This window comes from Hymenobacter roseosalivarius DSM 11622, from assembly GCF_900176135.1.
GTDB lineage: Bacteria > Bacteroidota > Bacteroidia > Cytophagales > Hymenobacteraceae > Hymenobacter > Hymenobacter roseosalivarius.
Genome location: NZ_FWWW01000073.1, coordinates 1 through 16,398 on the forward strand (window position 1 = coordinate 1; position 16,398 = coordinate 16,398).

Genomic DNA, 16,398 nt, shown 5'->3' on the forward strand with positions numbered 1-16,398 from the left:
TATGTGGNGGGCTTTTTTATATTGGCAGCTAGGCTGCAACTACCTAGCGCACGGCCGTCGAGATGCGCGGCGCGTCGGCATCGGGCGTATCGGTGGCTACCGTAGCCTGACGGATTTCCTTGTCGCCGTACGTGTCCAAAATGATTGGTGTGGCGATAAACAGCGACGAGTACGTGCCGAAAATTACCCCAATAATCATCGCGAACGAGAACGAGCGAAGCGTTTCGCCACCGAAGATGTACAGTACAACTACCACCAGCAATACCGTGGTAGCGGTGATGATAGTACGGGAGAACGTGCTGTTCAGGGCCGGATTGGCCACCTGCTTAAAAGTCAGGTGTGGGTTCTCTGTCAAATACTCCCGAATTCGGTCGTAGATAACTACCGTATCGTTGATGGAGAAACCAAGAACAGTGAGGATAGCGGCCACGAATACCTGGTCCATCTCAAACGTGAGTCCGAACAGACGAGCAATGGGGAAGGCGGCTATCACAATCAGCACGTCGTGCAACAGTGCGATAACAGCGGCCAGCGAGAACTGCCACTTTTCGAAGCGGAACAGCACGTACACGAAGATACCCAGGATAGAAAGCAGCAAACTCACGGCGGAGGCTTGCTTGATATCGTCGGCAATGGTTGCACCCACTTTCGACGTGCTTACTATCGTTGGGTTGCTAACCGCATATTGCTGCAAGCCTGTTTTTACCGCTTGCTCTACCTTCTGATCCGCTTCGGTGCTTTCGTCGTTGGCGAGGTAGCTGGTCGTGATGCGCAGACGGTTAGAAGCACCGAAGGTTTTTACCTCAATGCCGGAGTTCTGCAAATCATCGGTTAGCGCGGCGCGCACGTCCGAAGCCACCATGTCTTTGTTGAAATCAACGGTGTAGCTGCGGCCACCCCGGAAGTCAACCCCCAGGTTTGGCCCGTCTTGCACGGCCATTAATACAAAACCAAGAACAATGATAGCTGTGGAGAAGACGTAAGCTATTTTGCGCTTGCCCACGATGTCATAGTTGACATTCTTGAACAAGTTGAGCGAAAGAGGCGTGGTGAACGTCATGTTCGACTTGTCTTTCGTGATCCACTCAATGATCAGGTGCGACAAGTACACCGCCGTCAGGAAGGAGGTAAGTACCCCGATGCCGAGCGTGATGGCAAAGCTTTGTACCGGACCCGTACCGAAGAAGCCCAGAATAACGGCGATAAGCAGGGTCGTAATGTTGGAGTCGAAGATGGCCGAGAAAGCACGACTGTATCCTTTATTGATGGCGTCCTTGAGGGTGAGCCCTTGCGCTAATTCCTCCCGAACCCGTTCAAAAATCAGTACGTTGGCATCTACTGCCATACCGAAGGTGAGCACCAGACCAGCAATACCCGGCAGCGTAAGCGCCGTGCCGAACTGGGCCAGTACGCCCAATACTAGGAAGATGTTGAAAATCAGGGCCAAGTCGGCCACTAAACCAGCTTTGCCGTAGTAAATCGCCATGAAAATCATGATGATGACCAGGCCGGCGAGTGAAGAATACAAGCCCTGATTGATAGCTTCCTGGCCCAGCGACGGACCAACTACCGCTTCTTCCACGATACGCGTAGGGGCAGGCAGCTTGCCGGCTTTCAGTACGTTGGATAAATCCTGAGCTTCCTCAATGGTAAAATTGCCGGAGATGCTGGAATTGCCCCCCGAAATTTCGGCCTGCACTACGGGTGCCGAATACACGTTGTCGTCCAGCACGATGGCCACCTGACGGCCCACGTTGGCGGCGGTCAGCTTCTGCCACTTGCGGCCCCCGGTGGGGTTCATTTGCATTGATACCTCAGGCCGGCCACCTTGGTCGTAGTCCTGGCGGGCGTCGCTTACTACCTCGCCACCTAGCGGTGCTATGGCATCGCGCGTCTTACGAATGGCATAGAGCTGCAAGTATTCCTGCTTGTCCACTACGGTAGGCTTCACATCCCATAGGAATACTAGGTTAGGAGGCAATACGGCGCGGGCCTCCGCGCTGGCCAGCAGGTCGTTTACGCGGGCTGTATCGCGCACATTGGAGCCCAACGCGCCCGGCATCGTAAACAGGCGAGCCAGCAGGCTGCTCTGCTGTAGGTTGGCCGAATCGGTGGGAGCGGCGGCGTTTTTCTTGGCCAGCTGGCTGGCCAGAGAAGTAGAGTCGCCGGTGGTGGCGGTAGCAGCAGTGTCAGTAGCGGTAGCCTGAGCTACCGCAGGCTTGGTGGTAGCATCTTTTGCTACCAGTACTTCATTGAGCTGATTGAGATAGGGAGCAAATTCGTCGTTGCGCCATACTTCCCAGAACTCCAGCTTGGCCTGGCCCTGCAACAGCTTACGCACGCGCTCCGGGTTATCCACGCCGGGCAGCTCAATCTGAATGCGGCCCGTGCCTTTTACCCGCTGAATGTTGGGCTGATTTACCCCGAACTTATCAACGCGGGTGCGCAGGATGTTGAAAGAGCGGTCAATAGCTTCTTCTACTTCCCGGTCAATAGCCCCGACAATCTGGGCATTCGTGGAGTTAATGTCGATACCACGGCTTTTGTTGGTGGTGTTGGCGAAAATGCGAGCCAGCTTGCCCTCAGGCGCAACTGAGCGGTAAGCCTGCGCAAACAAGGACGTGAATGGCGTGCCCGAGTTGGTTTTTTGCAGTTCCTGGGCTTGGGTGAGCGCTTTGGTGAAGGCCGGATCTTTGGAGTTGCCGGACATCGCCCGCACAATCTCAACCGGTGATACTTCCAGCGTTACGTGCATGCCACCCTTCAAGTCAAGGCCAAGGCCCAGCTCGCTCTGGCGCACGTCTTTATAGGTGTAGTCTACACCCAGTACGTTTATCACGGGTGCGCGCCATACCGAGTCGAGGTAGCGCTGACGCTTCAGCTGGTTTACCTGCCCATTGCGGGTGGCATAGGTTTCGGCCTGCTGCTGCACCCGGCGCGACACCATGGTGAACGACAGGAAGTAAATGCACAACACCGATACGATAAGGGTGAGGGCGATAATAAGTCCTTTATTACGCATACTAATAAGTTGTTTTGTTACTGTGCTATTGTGCTGAGTACTCTAAATGCTGATTCTTCTCTACTGAAGCGGATTGGCGAAAGCGATAAGCACCCGGCACTAGCGGCGCATCAGCTTTTTATTCAGTAGAAAGCAGCAAATCAGCTAGGGAGCCTGCGGCGAGAGCGCGGCCAGCAGCAGGCGGGCGCGGAAAAAATCCGGCAGAGCGCCGGGTTGGGGGGCAAATTTCAAGGTATGCGCCAGCAGGCGAGGCCAGGTAAGCGGCACCGATGCCGGAAACCAGGCGTCAGCGGCGGGAACAAGCCACACGGCCACGCTACCCGTGGCTTCCAGGGTTACTTTCTGCTTTACTACTGCTGCCTTCGGGGCGGCGCCAATACGCGCCATTTGCCCCCCAGCAACCCGCAGGGTAGCTACTGCCCGGTGGTTCAGTCCCAGCACAAACAGCAACGTCGCCGCGAGCAGCACGAAACGTAAATAAGCTAAAACAGTGAGGCGCGCTGAGACCATGAGCAAACTAAACGCTGCAAATATAGCCATTTGGGCTGCGCGGCCCAACAGAGCCAGGACGCACGCGAATTTTTAACCGCTAAATGCAACTGCCACCGCCGCTCATTAATTCAAAGGATACGTTGTCAAACACTTCTTTAGAGCCATTCTAAACCCAAAGAGCGCGTCCAGGCAGCCGCGCTCTTTGGGTTGACATCCCTATGAAAAAGACTACTCCTGGTGAGCAGCCGCTACTTTGCTGCGCAGAAACGATACGAGCACTTCCAGGCCTTTATCAAAGTGCCGATTGTTTGGAATCACAATGTCGGCGTCCTGCTTAAAGGGCTTGATATATTTCTCGTAAGTAGGTGCTACGTGGTTCGTGTAGCGGTACAGTACATCTTCCAAATCGTAGCCCCGCTCGTCCCGATCGCGCGCAATGCGGCGTTGCAGCTTCACATGCTCGCGGGCGTCGATGTACACCTTCAGGTCGAGCAGGCGAGCGACTTCCTCGAAGTAAAAAACAAAAATGCCCTCCACCACTACAATCGGGGAAGGGCGAAACACCAGCTCTTTGGGCTGAACATTCGGGTTATTAAACGTGTACTCCGGGCGCCGAACCTCCAGCCCTTGACTTATGCGCAGCACGTCGGCCGCGTAAGCCGCTGAGTCAATAGAGGAAGGTAAATCGAAATTGGTGACGCCGTTGGGGTCAACCAACTGGCTTTCACGCGGGTGGTAATAGTTGTCCTGAGATATCAGACAGATATCGTCTTCGGGAAAGGAAGCGAGCAAACGGCGCAGAAACGTGGTTTTGCCAGAGGCGCTGCCACCCGTAATACCGACGATGAAAGGATGTTGCATGGGGTGGGAAAGCGGCCCGTACCAACAGGGCCAACCGTGCAAAATTAAGCAAAATGACGCCAGCGTTACGCTTCTTTGAAAAAACGTGGTCTAGCTAAGCCCACTACTTCATTGTATAGAACAGGTTTAAACAGGCATTTGCCAACAGCCAGCGCGCAGCGAATAGTCGCGCTGGGGGGCTTTTTTCACAGAAAATAACGGTCCTTCCTAACCTTCCCTTCCAGCCAGAAACGCTACCAGCTGCGCTACTGCCCGACCCCGATGACTGAGACTATTCTTCTGCTCAGGCGTCATTTCAGCGAAGGTTTGATGATGGCCGGCGGGCTCGAAAATCGGGTCGTAGCCAAAGCCCGCCTGCCCGCGCACCTCCTCGATGATGCGGCCTTGCACTACGCCATTGAACTCCTGCCACTCCCCATCGGGGAGCACCAGCGCAATGACGGTGCGAAACCGGGCACTGCGGTCGGTGCTGGGGGGCAAATTCTGGAGCAGTTTGGCCATGTTGTCGGCGGCGGCGCGCTGGGGGCCGGCGTAGCGCGCCGAGTACACGCCGGGCGCGCCGTCCAGCGCATCTACTTCCAGGCCGGTGTCGTCGGCGAAGCACGAGGTGTGGTAGTGCTCCCACACGTATTCGGCCTTCTGCCGGGCGTTGCCCGATAGCGTATCCTGAGTTTCGGGCAGCTCTTCGTGGCAGCCAATATCCTGCAAGCTCACCAACTCAATCGTTGATGGCAGTAGGGCTCTAACTTCGGTAAGCTTGTGCTCGTTATTCGTGGCAAAGCAGATACGCATGTGACTCAATTAAAGTAAGGTGCAAAAACCAGCTGAGACGATGTCTAAAATAGGGTTAAATAGCTGCAAGCCCGTCTGGTACTGATTACCGAAGCAGAACTCTGATACTGCGCCAAGCCCGTTCCAACCCATCGGAAACCGAATCCCAGAACTGAAGAAAGCTATCCTGAGTGCTTGGCTGTTGCTGATAACCGGACAACCGCGTGGCTTCCGCACGCAAAGCGCTGGAGTCGGTTGTTCCACTGGGCAAATAGAGTTCACGGCCAAACTCAGGCGCTACTTTTTGGGCAAGAAACTGATACGCCAACACATTCGCAGCAAAGGGCAAGGGCGGAGTCGTACTCGCTGCATACTGAGTATAAGAGTAAATCGAACCAGCTGGTGGCAAAGTGGAAAAGCGAAGCTGTGAAGCAACCATAAACAAGAGGAAATCAGCCGAAGACACCATAAATCAGTAGTGGAAAACGCAATAAGGATAGTGTTCAAAACTAGTCAAAAACCGCTAGTGTGCTCACTATAAGGCGTAAGGAGTGTGAAATGCCGCCCGTAAGTTTTTAATTTCGAATGGAACGCGTACTTTTGCAATCCCTTCCGCAAAATCGGCAGGCTAAGAAGGCTTTAACGGTATTTCCGACCATGAGAAAAGACATTCACCCCGAGTATCGCGAAGTCGTGTTTCAGGACACCTCCAGCGACTTCAAGTTTATCACTCGCTCCACGATGAACTCTACGGAGACCATCACGATGGAGGATGGTAAGACTTATCCAGTTGTAAAAGTGGAAGTTAGCAGTGCTTCGCACCCTTTTTATACTGGCAAAAACGTATTTATTGACACTGCTGGCCGCGTGGAGAAGTTCCGCAACCGCTACCAGAAGAAGTAGTCATTCTGTTATCCGTTCCATGTCGTCCTTGGTGGCGACGTAGAGAAAGTAGTATTGAAACTCCCGCTGGCTTGTCTGGTGGGAGTTTTTATTTATGCCAACTTGCCGCCGAATACATCTAGGAGCCAAATTGCCCTCCAGTCCTGACAACCGATTCGTGACGTCTGTCACCAAAAAGCTATGCACGTCCTGCTCTTCGACGACCCTGCTATTCGGCCGCACCTGTTGCCCTTTACGTTTACCCGGCCCGTGGCTGCCTTGCGTTGCGGCATCCTGACTATCGCCGAAAAGTGGCAGTATCGCTTAGGACAAGACGTATTTTACCTGGCTCAGACTTACCTGCAAGCAAAATTTCCGGCCGGTGCCGTCAGCGGTCCGGCCCTGGTAATCAACGGTGCCGTGCTGCCCGATGACTTGTTGGCGCGACAGGTGCAAAATTTGACCCCCGGCCAAGCCCTTGTCGATGGCGACCTGCTGGTAGCTGCCCATCTACCCGACGCCAGCAAAGTAGCTGAGCTAATTCAGGATGGCCTAGCCAGCACCACCGAAGTGGCAGAACCCGTCACAGTAATCAGTGAATTGTGGCACCTGTTTTTGCGCAATGGGGCCGAAATTCGCCAGGATTTCGCTCTCCTCACCCGTGGTCGGCAGTCGGAGCCCATTGGCGATGCACATACCATCGTGTACGGAGCCGAAAACATCTTTATTGAGCCCGGAGTGAAAATTCGAGCGGCTATTTTGAATGCGGAAGATGGCCCGATTTATCTGGGCAGAAACTCCCGAGTTCACGAAGGTGCTATCATAAAAGGCCCCCTGGCTTTGTGCGAAGGCTCCCACATCAACCCAGGTGCCAAAATGCGCGGCGATAATACTGTGGGCCCCTACTGCAAAGTGGGCGGTGAGGTCGGCAACTCTATCTTTTTTGGCTACGCCAACAAAGGCCACGATGGCTACCTGGGCAACTCTGTAATAGGAGAATGGTGCAACCTCGGCGCCGATACCAATACCTCCAACCTCAAGAATAACTACGCGCCGGTTAAAATCTGGAGCCACGCGGCGGGTCGTTTCGTGAATACGGGTCAGCAGTTTTGTGGCCTCATGATGGGCGACCACAGCAAGTGCGGCATCAATACGATGTTCAACACGGGTACGGTGGTGGGCGTGGGGGCCAATATTTTTGGCGCCGGCTTTCCGCGCACGTTTATCCCGAGCTTCAGCTGGGGTGGCTCAGCCGGCTTCGAAACCTTTAAGCTGCCCAAAGTAGCCGAAGTGGCCGAGCGCGTAATGGCTCGGCGCCAGCTGGAATATGATGCCAAAGAGCAAGCAATTATGCAGCACGTATTTGAGGCCACGGCCAAGGATAGAGTTTGGGAAAAAAGAATTATCAATGAGCAATGAACAGTGAGCGATTCAACAGAATAGCCAGATAGCAAATTGCTCATTGATAATTGTCCCCCGAATGCGCTTTGCTGAAATTCCTGATCAAACCAAAGTCAAGCAGTTGCTGGTGCAGTCGGTGCAGCGGCGGCATGTGGCGCACGCGCAGCTTTTTCGGGGTGCTGAAGGCTCGGCCGCTTTAGGACTGGCACTAGCCTATGCTACGTTTCTGAATTGCGAGGGCCGCACCTCAACTGACGGGGATTCTTGCGGGCACTGCCCGGCTTGTCAGAAGCTGGATAAGCTCGTTCATCCGGACTTGAATTTTATAGTGCCCGTCACCAGCACCAAGCAAGTGCCGAAGGATGCGGTAAGCAGCAAGTTTGCCGCCGACTGGCGCACGTTTGTGCTGGAGAATCCTTACCAAGGACTTAATGACTGGATGCAGCACATTGGCGCTGAGAACAAGCAGGGCAGTATTTCCAAGGAGGAAAGCTTACAATTATTAAAGCTGGTATCACTGAAAGCATTTGAGGGGCGCTTCAAAATCGTGCTAATCTGGCTGCCCGAGCTGATGCACCCTGCCGCCTCCAATGCGGTGCTGAAGCTGCTGGAAGAGCCGCCGTCCGCCACTATTTTTTTGTTGGTCAGCCACGCGCCTGAGCAACTGCTGCCCACCATTATCAGCCGCGTGCAGCCCGTGGTAGTGCGACCTTTCACCGAAGATGAGTTGACGGCTTATCTGCACGATGAGCAGCACATACCCGAGGCCAAAGCTCGCCAACTCGCTCAGATAGCCGATGGTAACCTCGGTGCTGCCCTAGCCGCTCGCACCGCCCCCGACAACGACTATTTCACCTTTTTCACCGAGTGGATGCGTTTATGCTTTCAGGACAACTTCGCCAAAGTGCTCGAAAAAAGCGACGAGTTTCAGAAAATGGGGCGTGAAAATCAGAAGGAGTTTTTACATTACGCCCTCGGATTGCTCCGCAAAGTATTGCTTTACGGCCTCGACGCACAATTAATCCCGCATCTGCCGGCCGCCGAGCAACAGTTCGTGAGTCGCTTCAGCCGCTTCGTGCATCCGGGCAATGCTGAGTCGATTACCACTGAGCTGAACGATGCTCACTACCATGTGGAGCGCAATGCCAATCCGCGCATGGTCTTCGTGGATACCTCTTTGCGGGTAGCGGAATTGCTGAAAATCCCTGTTTAGAGGCTATTAAACTACAAAATACACTTTGCTAATTAGCTATAGCAGCTGCTAAACAAGCTATAGTCATGTCATTGCTAAAGGCATTTGTAGCTTTGCACAACGACACGAAAGGGACCGATAAAAGTAATCTAAGACCCCTCATGCCGGGCTTGCCAAAATGGGATGGGTTAAAAAAAGCCCCCCAGCGAGCTTTAATTAGTTGTCTTACCTTAAAATAGTTAGTTGAAAACCACGCTTTTTGATCGTTCTATCCGTATAGGTACCCGTGGTAGCCGGTTGGCGCTGTGGCAGGCTAACCACGTAGCAGCCTGCTTGGAGCGGGAGCTATTCCAAACCGAAATCGTCATTATCACCACCAAAGGTGACGTGGTGCTCGACCGCTCTCTCGATAAAATTGGGGCCAAAGGCGTGTTCACGGAAGAGCTGGAAGAAAGCCTACGCAATGGCACGATCGATATTGCCGTACACAGCGCCAAAGACGTGCAGAGTACTATCCCGGATGATCTGGAACTGCTGGCTTTTATGGAGCGCGAAAAAGTGAACGATGTAATTGTCAGCTTTGACCCCGCCTTTTCCCTGCAACAGCCGAGCATTGTGCTCGGCACCAGCAGCACGCGGCGGCGGTCCATGCTCAAGCGCTACTACCCTGATATTATCACGGCGGAATCTCGTGGCAACCTGCAAACCCGGTTGCGCAAGCTGGAAGAAGGACAATACGATGCGCTGGTGCTGGCCTTTGCCGGCGTGCACCGCATGGAGTACGACCACCTGATTACGCACATGCTGCCCGAAACGCAATTCGTGCCAGCGGCCGGCCAGGGAAGCATTGCTATAGAGTGCGCCAAGAATCTGGACTTAGGGCGTAAAATAGCGCTCCAAGGAATTCTGGACCACACGGATACTCATGCCTGCCTACGCGCTGAGCGGGCGTTTCTGCGCACTATGGAGGGCGGCTGCAGCATCCCATCCTTTGCCCTGGCCACTTACACCGATGAGGGCTTGCTACAGCTCCACGGCGGCCTGATCAGCCTCGATGGGCAGCAGTACGTAGAGGAAATCAGCGCCGTCACCGACGTAGATCAAGCAGAGAATATGGGCTTCAGTTTAGCTGAAAGCGTGCTTAGCCGTGGTGGCAAGCAAATATTGGCTGAAATCCGCGGCCACAGGGAGTCGGACTCGAGTACGTTTTAAGCTGAACAAGCCTGAAATCCAGATTCTACTGGCGTTAAACCCACTTGATCCAAAACCAATTACTGCACTAGCTTTTCGTATCATGAATACTATTTCCCGCGTTTGGGCGCTGAATTTGGTCTTTTTGTTGTCTCTCACACTTGTTGTTCAGGCTGAAAAAGCCCCCCGCAAAAGCAAAAAGGATGAAGTGGTAACACTCAGTACCAACCTGGGCGAAATGAAGCTGATTCTCTTCGACCAGACACCTGAGCATAAGGCTAACTTTTTGAAGCTGGCCCAAAGCGGGTTCTACGATGGCACAACCTTTCACCGTGTCATTCAGAATTTTATGATTCAGGGCGGCGATCCTAATACCAAAGACGCCGACCCTGACAACGATGGTGCTGGTCAGCCCGACGCCACTCCCATCCCCGCCGAAATTCGGCCAGAGCTACAACATAAGTTTGGTGCCGTAGCCGCCGCTCGTCAGGGCGACTACGTGAACCCCACCCGCGCCAGCAGCGCGTCGCAGTTTTATGTTGTCCAGAATCACCAGGGCACCAAGCACCTAGATGGGGCCTATACGGTATTCGGGCAAGTAATTAGTGGGCTGGATGTAATCGATAAAATCGCGGCCCAGCCCACCGGCCCCCGCGACCGGCCCATTACCGATGTGAAGATGACAGTGAAAGTGGATAAGCTGAAAAAAAAGAAAATCACGGAGCTGTACGGGTACCAGTATTAATCCATGCGTGAATGGAGGGGGGTATAAAGCTCGCAAGAGCGCTCCCCGCTCACTCACTCACCCATCCAATAACACACTATGCGTATTCTGCTCACCGGGTCTAATGGATTATTAGGCCAGAAGCTAGTTGAACTGCTCCGGCAGCAACAAGGCGTCGAAATCATTGCTACTTCGCGCGGCGCTAACAAGCTAGCTGCTCACTATCCTGATCTGCGCTTTGTGCCGCTGGATGTAACGGACCGCGCTCAGGTACAGCTGGTGCTAGGCACCGAAAAGCCTACGCACGTTATCCACACGGCCGCTATGACCAATGTGGATGAGTGCGAGCTGAATCGGGAGCCCTGCTGGCTTCAGAATGTGACGGCCGTAGAGCACCTCGTGGCGGCCTGCGAGCAGCATCAGGCTCACCTCACGCATGTGAGCACTGACTTCATATTCAGCGGCAAAAAAGGCCCCCTGACCGAGGAAGAAGTGCCAGCTCCCATAAATTTCTATGGCGAAAGCAAGCTGGCTGCCGAGCAGGCGGTGCAAGCCAGTAAAGGCTCCTGGGCTATTGTGCGAACGGTGCTGGTGTATGGTATCGTGCATGACTATGGCCGCACCAACATCGTACTCTGGGTGCGCGATTCGCTGCGAGCCGGCAAGCAGATCAACGTTGTAGACGACCAGTTTCGCACCCCTACCCTGGCAGAAGATTTGGCGCAGGGATGTTGGCTGGTGGCGCGGCAAGATGCGACTGGAGTTTACAACATTAGCAGTAGCGAGCTACTGACGCCTTATCAGATGGCGCTGCAGGTGGCCGACTACTTTGCGCTCGATAAATCGCTAATTGTGAAAGCCGACGGCAGCACGTTCACGCAGCCCGCCAAGCGTCCTCCCCGCACTGGCTTCATCATTACCAAAGCCCAACGCGACTTAGGGTATAAGCCTCATACTTTTCAGGAAGGAATTGCCTTGTTGGCGCGCCAGACTGAGGAAGCATAAACGCAAAAAACCCGCGGGCAGAACCTGCGGGTTTTTTAACACACCTATTGCAACAACCTTTATTGTTTCGACAGCGTCGCGAGCAAATGCCGCGTGCCGAAACCATTTATTTTAAAATTTACCAAGTACCATCCGTTGCTGAGGCAACCATGCCTACCAGCAGATTACCAACCATCACTGCCCGGCCACTGCGTAGAGCAGCTTGAGCCACAGCATAGGGAATCAAGTCTCCATCAATGGTTTCAAAATCTGACATCTGGGGGGCCGATTGCCGCGCCATTTCTATCAATAAGTAACGCAAAGCGTACCCCTGACGACGTTTGAAGAGTAAAGAGGACATAGGAGGGTAGAACAGGCAAGCGGAGTGAAAATCAGCAGCACTTCTAGGCGCTACCCGATCTTCGTTACAATAGTACAACCACAATAGGCCTTGTGGAAAGGAAGATAAACCTGCTTTTGTGACTTGAATTATTCTAACATTTTTTAATTATTCCTCTTTATCTAAACATTAACTATTAAGGGTTAATAGGGATATAAGCCTTTTTATGAGGTTTTAATGAATTCCAGGCTTCAAAATAGAATTTAACTGCCACCAAATCCCATTCACCTATATATCTGCCCAAAAGGAATAATTTGCTTGTATTTGTGACATATAGAAAAATATATATTAAGCAGAAATTTTGTTGGTGGTGAGTTGGCGGAGCGCTAAGGTGGTTGCAGCTAGTGCTAGGGCAGGAAAAAGAGCAAGCCACCAAGCGGTAGGGTCGAGCCTTGCTGCGGCTAATGTCCGGCCCCAACTAGGTATTTCGGGTGGAAGGCCAACACCAAGAAAGGAAAGGGTAGTTTCTAAACCAATAAGGGCGCTAAGACTGAGTGGAAAAGCCGTACGTGCAGTGCGCCAGGCATTTGGTAGAGCATGACGCCATAAAATTTGCCCCCCAGATAAGCCAATAGCTCTAGCCGATTCGATGTAAGGCAGCGTACGCACCCTCAAAAGCTCAGCCCGGACGAGGTGAGCCGGCTCGGGCCAGTGGGTGAGGGTTAGCAGTAGGAAAATCCCTGGCAAGGAAGCATCCTGCACGGCAGCTAACGCGAGAATAAGGACCAAGCGAGGTACTGACGATAATAGAGAGGCTGCCCCCAGCACGAGCCGATCGGTGGGAAAGGGCCAGGAGCGACGTAGCATAGGCACACGCATCAGCGATTTGCCTATGATAACAGCTGCCGCTAAGCTCAAGAGCAGGAGCCACCAAGCCGAAGGAGCAGTAGATACAATTTCTACTGCTCCCACTAGTAAGAGGCCCCCCATCAGCCAATAGACAATGGAAATACGAAGACCAGAATTGCCCCAAAAACCGGCTGCACTGCCCAAAAAAGTGCCTACTACGGTTGCAAATAAGGCCGCAGGCAGGCTCACCAGTAAAGCTGTGCGTGCGCCGTATACTAAAGCTGTCAACACGTCGCGGCCAAACCCATCGGTTCCCAGCCAATGCCGAGAAGTATCGGGGACGCTGGGGGGCAAAAATGGGGGCTGAGCTATATGATTCAGATCGACGGAATCGGCGGGAAAGGGTAAGGGCAACCAAGGTGCCAGTAGCGCGGCACTGACTATCAGTACCAGCCACCCGACCGCAATTGCGTGCTGCGCAGCGCCTTTTTTTCGAGGCCTCATGCCTGCAAACGAATTCGTGGATCCGTCAGAAAATACAGCGTATCAGCCACTACTAGCCCAATCAAGCGCATGATTGCCATCAGCAAAACGCCCCCCACGAGAACCGGAAAATCATGCGTTGCGGCTGCCTCGGCCATTAGTCGGCCCATACCAGGCAGCGCAAAAATGACCTCTACTACCACTGCTCCCGCCACAAGCGCGGGTAGCAAGTCGGTAAGCAGGGCTATTACAGGCAGCAGCGCATTGCGTAGGGCGTGCCGCGTAGCCACCTGATAAGCAGATAGGCCTTTAGCACGAGCAGTGGTTGCGTAATTGGCTCCCAGTTCATGACGAAGGGCATCATAAAGCTGAACCACCAAGGATGGCAGCTTCACCAAAACCAAACTAGCCAGCGGGAGAGTACTGTAATAAAGATAAGTACTGATTTGAACGTGCCAGGGAGCGTTGTCGGCGGTTTGTTGGCCCATACCATAGGCCGGAAAAAGTGGAAGAATATCGGGATTGGCAAGCAGTAGTAGCAGGCCCAATGCCACTACAAATAGCGGCAAGGCATCTATTGCATACAACATGCTGAGCAAGAATGCCGGGCCACCGCACACCAGCCACAACGCCAGAACCACGGAGAGAACAGTAGCCAATAGAGCAGCGCTAGTAGTTAGCGGCAACGTAAACCGCAAGGCCTCACCTAATACGGCTGTAACCGGCTGGCCGCTACGATATGATTGACCCAAATCGCCTTTTACCGCTTTTTTGAGCCACTTATGGTACTGATTATCACTGCCGTGCCACTGCCACACCGCGCCAGTAGTCGAATGAGTGCAGGAAAAATAGAAAACAGGCCCCGTAAGACCTAGCCGTTCTTGGATTCTTAGAAGCGCGGCCTCACGCTCGGCTGCGGTAAGGCCCCGATTTCCTACGCTATCATCACTTAAGGCCTGACCTAATAAATCATTGGTAGGAAGCGCGCGGCTAAGCAGAAAAACAAACGAAACAATGGCCCAGGTAGCCGGAATAGTGCGTAAAAGTCGGTACAGAAGAAAACGCCCCATGCTGATCTAGCCTTCCGGCAAGGGTTCGATCGCCATAACCTCGTAGCCCGGCCGTAGCCCCGATACGCGCAGATTGGTAAGCCGTCGGTTGGCAACTAGGCGGTAGCGATAAAAGAACAGAACGACTAGGGGGCTTTCTGTGCGCAAGATCACCTGAAACTTCCGCAGCAGCTGTGCTTTTCGGCCCAGGTCCTCCTCGCGCACAATAGCTTTTATCAGCCTATCGCTCGTGGGCGTCCCAAACCGAGTAAAGTTGCTGATACCAGTACTCGCAGAGTGAAGTAGGGGGCTGAAATCGTAGGCGAAAGGATTGCCTGATAGCGTACGCAGGTATATATCAAAGTTGCCCGCGCGCAACTTACCAAGCAGTAAGGTCGATTCGGTGGGTCGTAGCTGAATGGGGATGCCCAACCGCGCCGCGGCGTTGCGCAGCTGTAAAGCAATAGTTTCGAAGGCCGCATCGCCGGCCCGATAGGTTATACTCAACTCCAAAGCCTGGGTTTGGCCTCCTGCTAGGCGTCGTGTCCAGTTGCCTGTGCTTTGCCGTGCCCAACCTGCTTGCCTTAATAGCACTTCTGCCTGTTGGGGGGCATAAGTGAGCAGAGGCAGGCTGTCATTATACACTGCTTTTTCCTGTGGATTAATAAGCCCGACACTCGGATAAGCCATGCCATTTTGGGTAGCTTTAATGAGTGCTGGTATATTAAATAGGTAGCTTAACGCCTGGCGTGTCAGCCGGTCGTCAAGCGGCACGCGGCTGCTGTTAAAGCCTGCCAGAACCATTTCGTACGAGTCGGCCGTGTAAAAGCGCAACGCCTGCCTGCCACTCTCCGACTTACGAAGACGGTTGAATTCGTTCGCAGGCACCATTGGGTAAATGTCTATATCGCCTCGCCGCAACGCGAGCAATGCCGTGGCGTTATCAGGAATTATCTGGAAATCAATCTGTTTTGGCCGTGCTAGCAACTGGGGCTGCTGTACCGGCAATCGGTCGGCCCACCAGTTTGTTTTACGGCGAAAGGTTAGTGCCTGCCCATTACGCCAAGCTGTCAACTGATAAGGCCCCGAGCCGGGGAGATTCATTGGGCTCTTATCCAGATTGGCCGCGTTATAGCGTTGCACGAAAGCCGCTAGCACAGGATATTTACTCAAGGAAACGGGCGTCGGCTGAGTTAAAGCTGCCAAGGGGATAGTACGCAACTGCCGCTGCGGGTCCAAGGCGTACTCGGGTAGAATAGGATACTCGCCGGAGACGTATGCATACTCCGGGGCGCGGCCCTGGCATACGAGCGTGAATTGACGCGCGTCGGTTGAGTCTAACCGCACGTCTTGGATAAAGCTGAAGCGGGCTCGTGCTTCTTCATTCGGCAAACCCGGAGAGTTCATCACCTTCAAGGTAAAGGCCACATCCTGAGCGACTATGGGCTGGCCATTATCCCAAGTGGCAGCGCTTCGGAGCCGGTAGGTAAGTAAGGTCAACGAGTCCTGGTGTTGTACCATAGGCAGCTTTTCGGCCAGCCATGGTACATATTCCTGTTTCTGGTTGTCTACGGTTAATAAGTTTTGGTATAATAATCCAACAGCTTGGTTGGCAATATCATTAGGAATTGTAAGCGGATTTAAGGACTCGGGGTCACGCACCCACCGCACTCGCACAGCATCAGAAGTGGATGACTGTGGATTGCAGGCGGACAGCAAACCAAGAAATGTATAGAGCCACAGCCCCCAAAGTAGTCGCCGCATAAGCTAACAACCGCGTAGAAACGGCTCCGGGCAAGTTAGCTAAGATTCCCCAACTGGTGGAGATGAATCTCAGCTAACTTGCCCGGATTATTTTATAAAGAGGTAAATACAATAGGTATCTACCGAGCGTTTCTAGTACTTGTCGAGCCTAGCGAGCGTTACCATCGTTCCAGCCGCTGCTGCCCCCGACACTTTGGGTCGTCAGGTTACCATCGTTCCAGCCGCTGCTGCCGCCAGCACTTTGAGTCGTCAGGTTACCATCGTTCCAGCCGCTGCTGCCGCCTTTAGCAGTAGTGGTAGGAGACGAAGCTAAAGTGGTAAATTGGAGAAGTGCGAGAGCAAGTAATTGTAGCATGTTGTCGTTAGTTGTGTGTAGTTCGAGCGATGAACCAT

15 protein-coding genes are annotated in these 16,398 nt (G+C 53.4%); 6 read left to right on the top strand and 9 right to left on the bottom strand.

Annotated features, from left to right (window positions below):
• Positions 1-43: 43 nt before the first annotated feature.
• From secDF to B9A24_RS12225, 4 genes are all read right to left on the bottom strand, one after another.
• Positions 44-3,022 carry a protein translocase subunit SecDF gene (gene secDF, locus B9A24_RS12210; RefSeq protein WP_084446247.1) on the bottom strand — a complete coding sequence of 993 codons (2,979 nt, stop codon included), beginning with the start codon at positions 3,020-3,022 and terminating at the stop codon, positions 44-46.
• Between the two features lie 144 nt (positions 3,023-3,166).
• Positions 3,167-3,562 (bottom strand): hypothetical protein, encoded by a 396-nt coding sequence (locus tag B9A24_RS12215; RefSeq protein ID WP_234997241.1) that lies wholly within the window; start codon positions 3,560-3,562, stop codon positions 3,167-3,169.
• A gap of 180 nt (positions 3,563-3,742) precedes the next feature.
• Complete coding sequence (locus B9A24_RS12220; protein ID WP_084446251.1) at positions 3,743-4,375, bottom strand: uridine kinase family protein; 633 nt, start codon at positions 4,373-4,375, stop codon at positions 3,743-3,745.
• 207 nt (positions 4,376-4,582) lie between these two features.
• Complete coding sequence (locus B9A24_RS12225) at positions 4,583-5,167, bottom strand: non-canonical purine NTP diphosphatase (RefSeq protein WP_084446253.1); 585 nt, start codon at positions 5,165-5,167, stop codon at positions 4,583-4,585.
• A 636-nt stretch (positions 5,168-5,803) separates the two neighbouring features.
• Between B9A24_RS12225 and B9A24_RS12235 the strand changes: the two genes are divergently transcribed.
• The 6 genes from B9A24_RS12235 to B9A24_RS12260 all read left to right on the top strand — a co-directional run bounded on the left by B9A24_RS12235 (position 5,804) and on the right by B9A24_RS12260 (position 11,541).
• Positions 5,804-6,049 (top strand): type B 50S ribosomal protein L31, encoded by a 246-nt coding sequence (locus B9A24_RS12235; RefSeq protein WP_084446324.1) that lies wholly within the window; start codon positions 5,804-5,806, stop codon positions 6,047-6,049.
• Positions 6,050-6,229: 180 nt separating this feature from the next.
• Positions 6,230-7,447: a GlmU family protein gene (locus tag B9A24_RS12240; protein ID WP_084446257.1), complete on the top strand. Its 1,218-nt coding sequence runs from the start codon at positions 6,230-6,232 to the stop codon at positions 7,445-7,447.
• Between the two features lie 61 nt (positions 7,448-7,508).
• Positions 7,509-8,642 (top strand): DNA polymerase III subunit, encoded by a 1,134-nt coding sequence (locus B9A24_RS12245; protein WP_084446259.1) that lies wholly within the window; start codon positions 7,509-7,511, stop codon positions 8,640-8,642.
• A gap of 222 nt (positions 8,643-8,864) precedes the next feature.
• Positions 8,865-9,833, top strand: a complete 969-nt coding sequence (hemC, locus tag B9A24_RS12250) for a hydroxymethylbilane synthase (RefSeq protein WP_084446261.1) — start codon at positions 8,865-8,867, stop codon at positions 9,831-9,833.
• A gap of 82 nt (positions 9,834-9,915) precedes the next feature.
• Complete coding sequence (locus tag B9A24_RS12255) at positions 9,916-10,557, top strand: peptidylprolyl isomerase (RefSeq protein WP_084446263.1); 642 nt, start codon at positions 9,916-9,918, stop codon at positions 10,555-10,557.
• A 78-nt stretch (positions 10,558-10,635) separates the two neighbouring features.
• Positions 10,636-11,541, top strand: a complete 906-nt coding sequence (locus B9A24_RS12260; RefSeq protein ID WP_084446266.1) for an SDR family oxidoreductase — start codon at positions 10,636-10,638, stop codon at positions 11,539-11,541.
• A gap of 118 nt (positions 11,542-11,659) precedes the next feature.
• On the opposite strand, the gene B9A24_RS12265 is transcribed toward B9A24_RS12260, so the two are convergent.
• From B9A24_RS12265 to B9A24_RS21680, 5 genes are all read right to left on the bottom strand, one after another.
• Entirely contained in the window at positions 11,660-11,881 is a 222-nt protein-coding gene (locus tag B9A24_RS12265) for a hypothetical protein (protein WP_084446267.1), read from the bottom strand.
• 327 nt (positions 11,882-12,208) lie between these two features.
• Positions 12,209-13,213, bottom strand: a complete 1,005-nt coding sequence (locus tag B9A24_RS23240) for an ABC transporter permease (RefSeq protein WP_084446269.1) — start codon at positions 13,211-13,213, stop codon at positions 12,209-12,211.
• The gene (locus B9A24_RS12275; protein WP_084446271.1) at positions 13,210-14,262 is read right to left on the bottom strand and encodes an ABC transporter permease; all 1,053 of its coding nucleotides are present in this window, start codon (positions 14,260-14,262) and stop codon (positions 13,210-13,212) included. The genes B9A24_RS23240 and B9A24_RS12275 overlap by 4 nt, the downstream gene beginning before the upstream one ends.
• Before the next feature lie 6 nt (positions 14,263-14,268).
• A complete protein-coding gene (locus B9A24_RS12280) occupies positions 14,269-16,005 on the bottom strand; it encodes an ABC transporter substrate-binding protein (protein WP_084446272.1) in 1,737 nt (578 codons plus the stop codon).
• A gap of 148 nt (positions 16,006-16,153) precedes the next feature.
• Positions 16,154-16,360: a hypothetical protein gene (locus B9A24_RS21680; RefSeq protein WP_143434919.1), complete on the bottom strand. Its 207-nt coding sequence runs from the start codon at positions 16,358-16,360 to the stop codon at positions 16,154-16,156.
• Positions 16,361-16,398 lie beyond the last annotated feature (38 nt).

Excerpts from the sequence above, each read along its gene's own strand:
- secDF (WP_084446247.1), bottom strand. The coding sequence starts at position 3,022 with ATGCGTAATAAAGGACTTATTATCGCCCTCACCCTTATCGTATCGGTG.
- B9A24_RS12215 (WP_234997241.1), bottom strand. The coding sequence starts at position 3,562 with ATGGCTATATTTGCAGCGTTTAGTTTGCTCATGGTCTCAGCGCGCCTC.
- B9A24_RS12220 (WP_084446251.1), bottom strand. The coding sequence starts at position 4,375 with ATGCAACATCCTTTCATCGTCGGTATTACGGGTGGCAGCGCCTCTGGC.
- B9A24_RS12225 (WP_084446253.1), bottom strand. The coding sequence starts at position 5,167 with ATGCGTATCTGCTTTGCCACGAATAACGAGCACAAGCTTACCGAAGTT.
- B9A24_RS12235 (WP_084446324.1), top strand. The coding sequence starts at position 5,804 with ATGAGAAAAGACATTCACCCCGAGTATCGCGAAGTCGTGTTTCAGGAC.
- B9A24_RS12240 (WP_084446257.1), top strand. The coding sequence starts at position 6,230 with ATGCACGTCCTGCTCTTCGACGACCCTGCTATTCGGCCGCACCTGTTG.
- B9A24_RS12245 (WP_084446259.1), top strand. The coding sequence starts at position 7,509 with ATGCGCTTTGCTGAAATTCCTGATCAAACCAAAGTCAAGCAGTTGCTG.
- B9A24_RS12255 (WP_084446263.1), top strand. The coding sequence starts at position 9,916 with ATGAATACTATTTCCCGCGTTTGGGCGCTGAATTTGGTCTTTTTGTTG.
- B9A24_RS12260 (WP_084446266.1), top strand. The coding sequence starts at position 10,636 with ATGCGTATTCTGCTCACCGGGTCTAATGGATTATTAGGCCAGAAGCTA.
- B9A24_RS12265 (WP_084446267.1), bottom strand. The coding sequence starts at position 11,881 with ATGTCCTCTTTACTCTTCAAACGTCGTCAGGGGTACGCTTTGCGTTAC.
- B9A24_RS23240 (WP_084446269.1), bottom strand. The coding sequence starts at position 13,213 with ATGAGGCCTCGAAAAAAAGGCGCTGCGCAGCACGCAATTGCGGTCGGG.
- B9A24_RS12275 (WP_084446271.1), bottom strand. The coding sequence starts at position 14,262 with ATGGGGCGTTTTCTTCTGTACCGACTTTTACGCACTATTCCGGCTACC.
- B9A24_RS12280 (WP_084446272.1), bottom strand. The coding sequence starts at position 16,005 with ATGCGGCGACTACTTTGGGGGCTGTGGCTCTATACATTTCTTGGTTTG.
- B9A24_RS21680 (WP_143434919.1), bottom strand. The coding sequence starts at position 16,360 with ATGCTACAATTACTTGCTCTCGCACTTCTCCAATTTACCACTTTAGCT.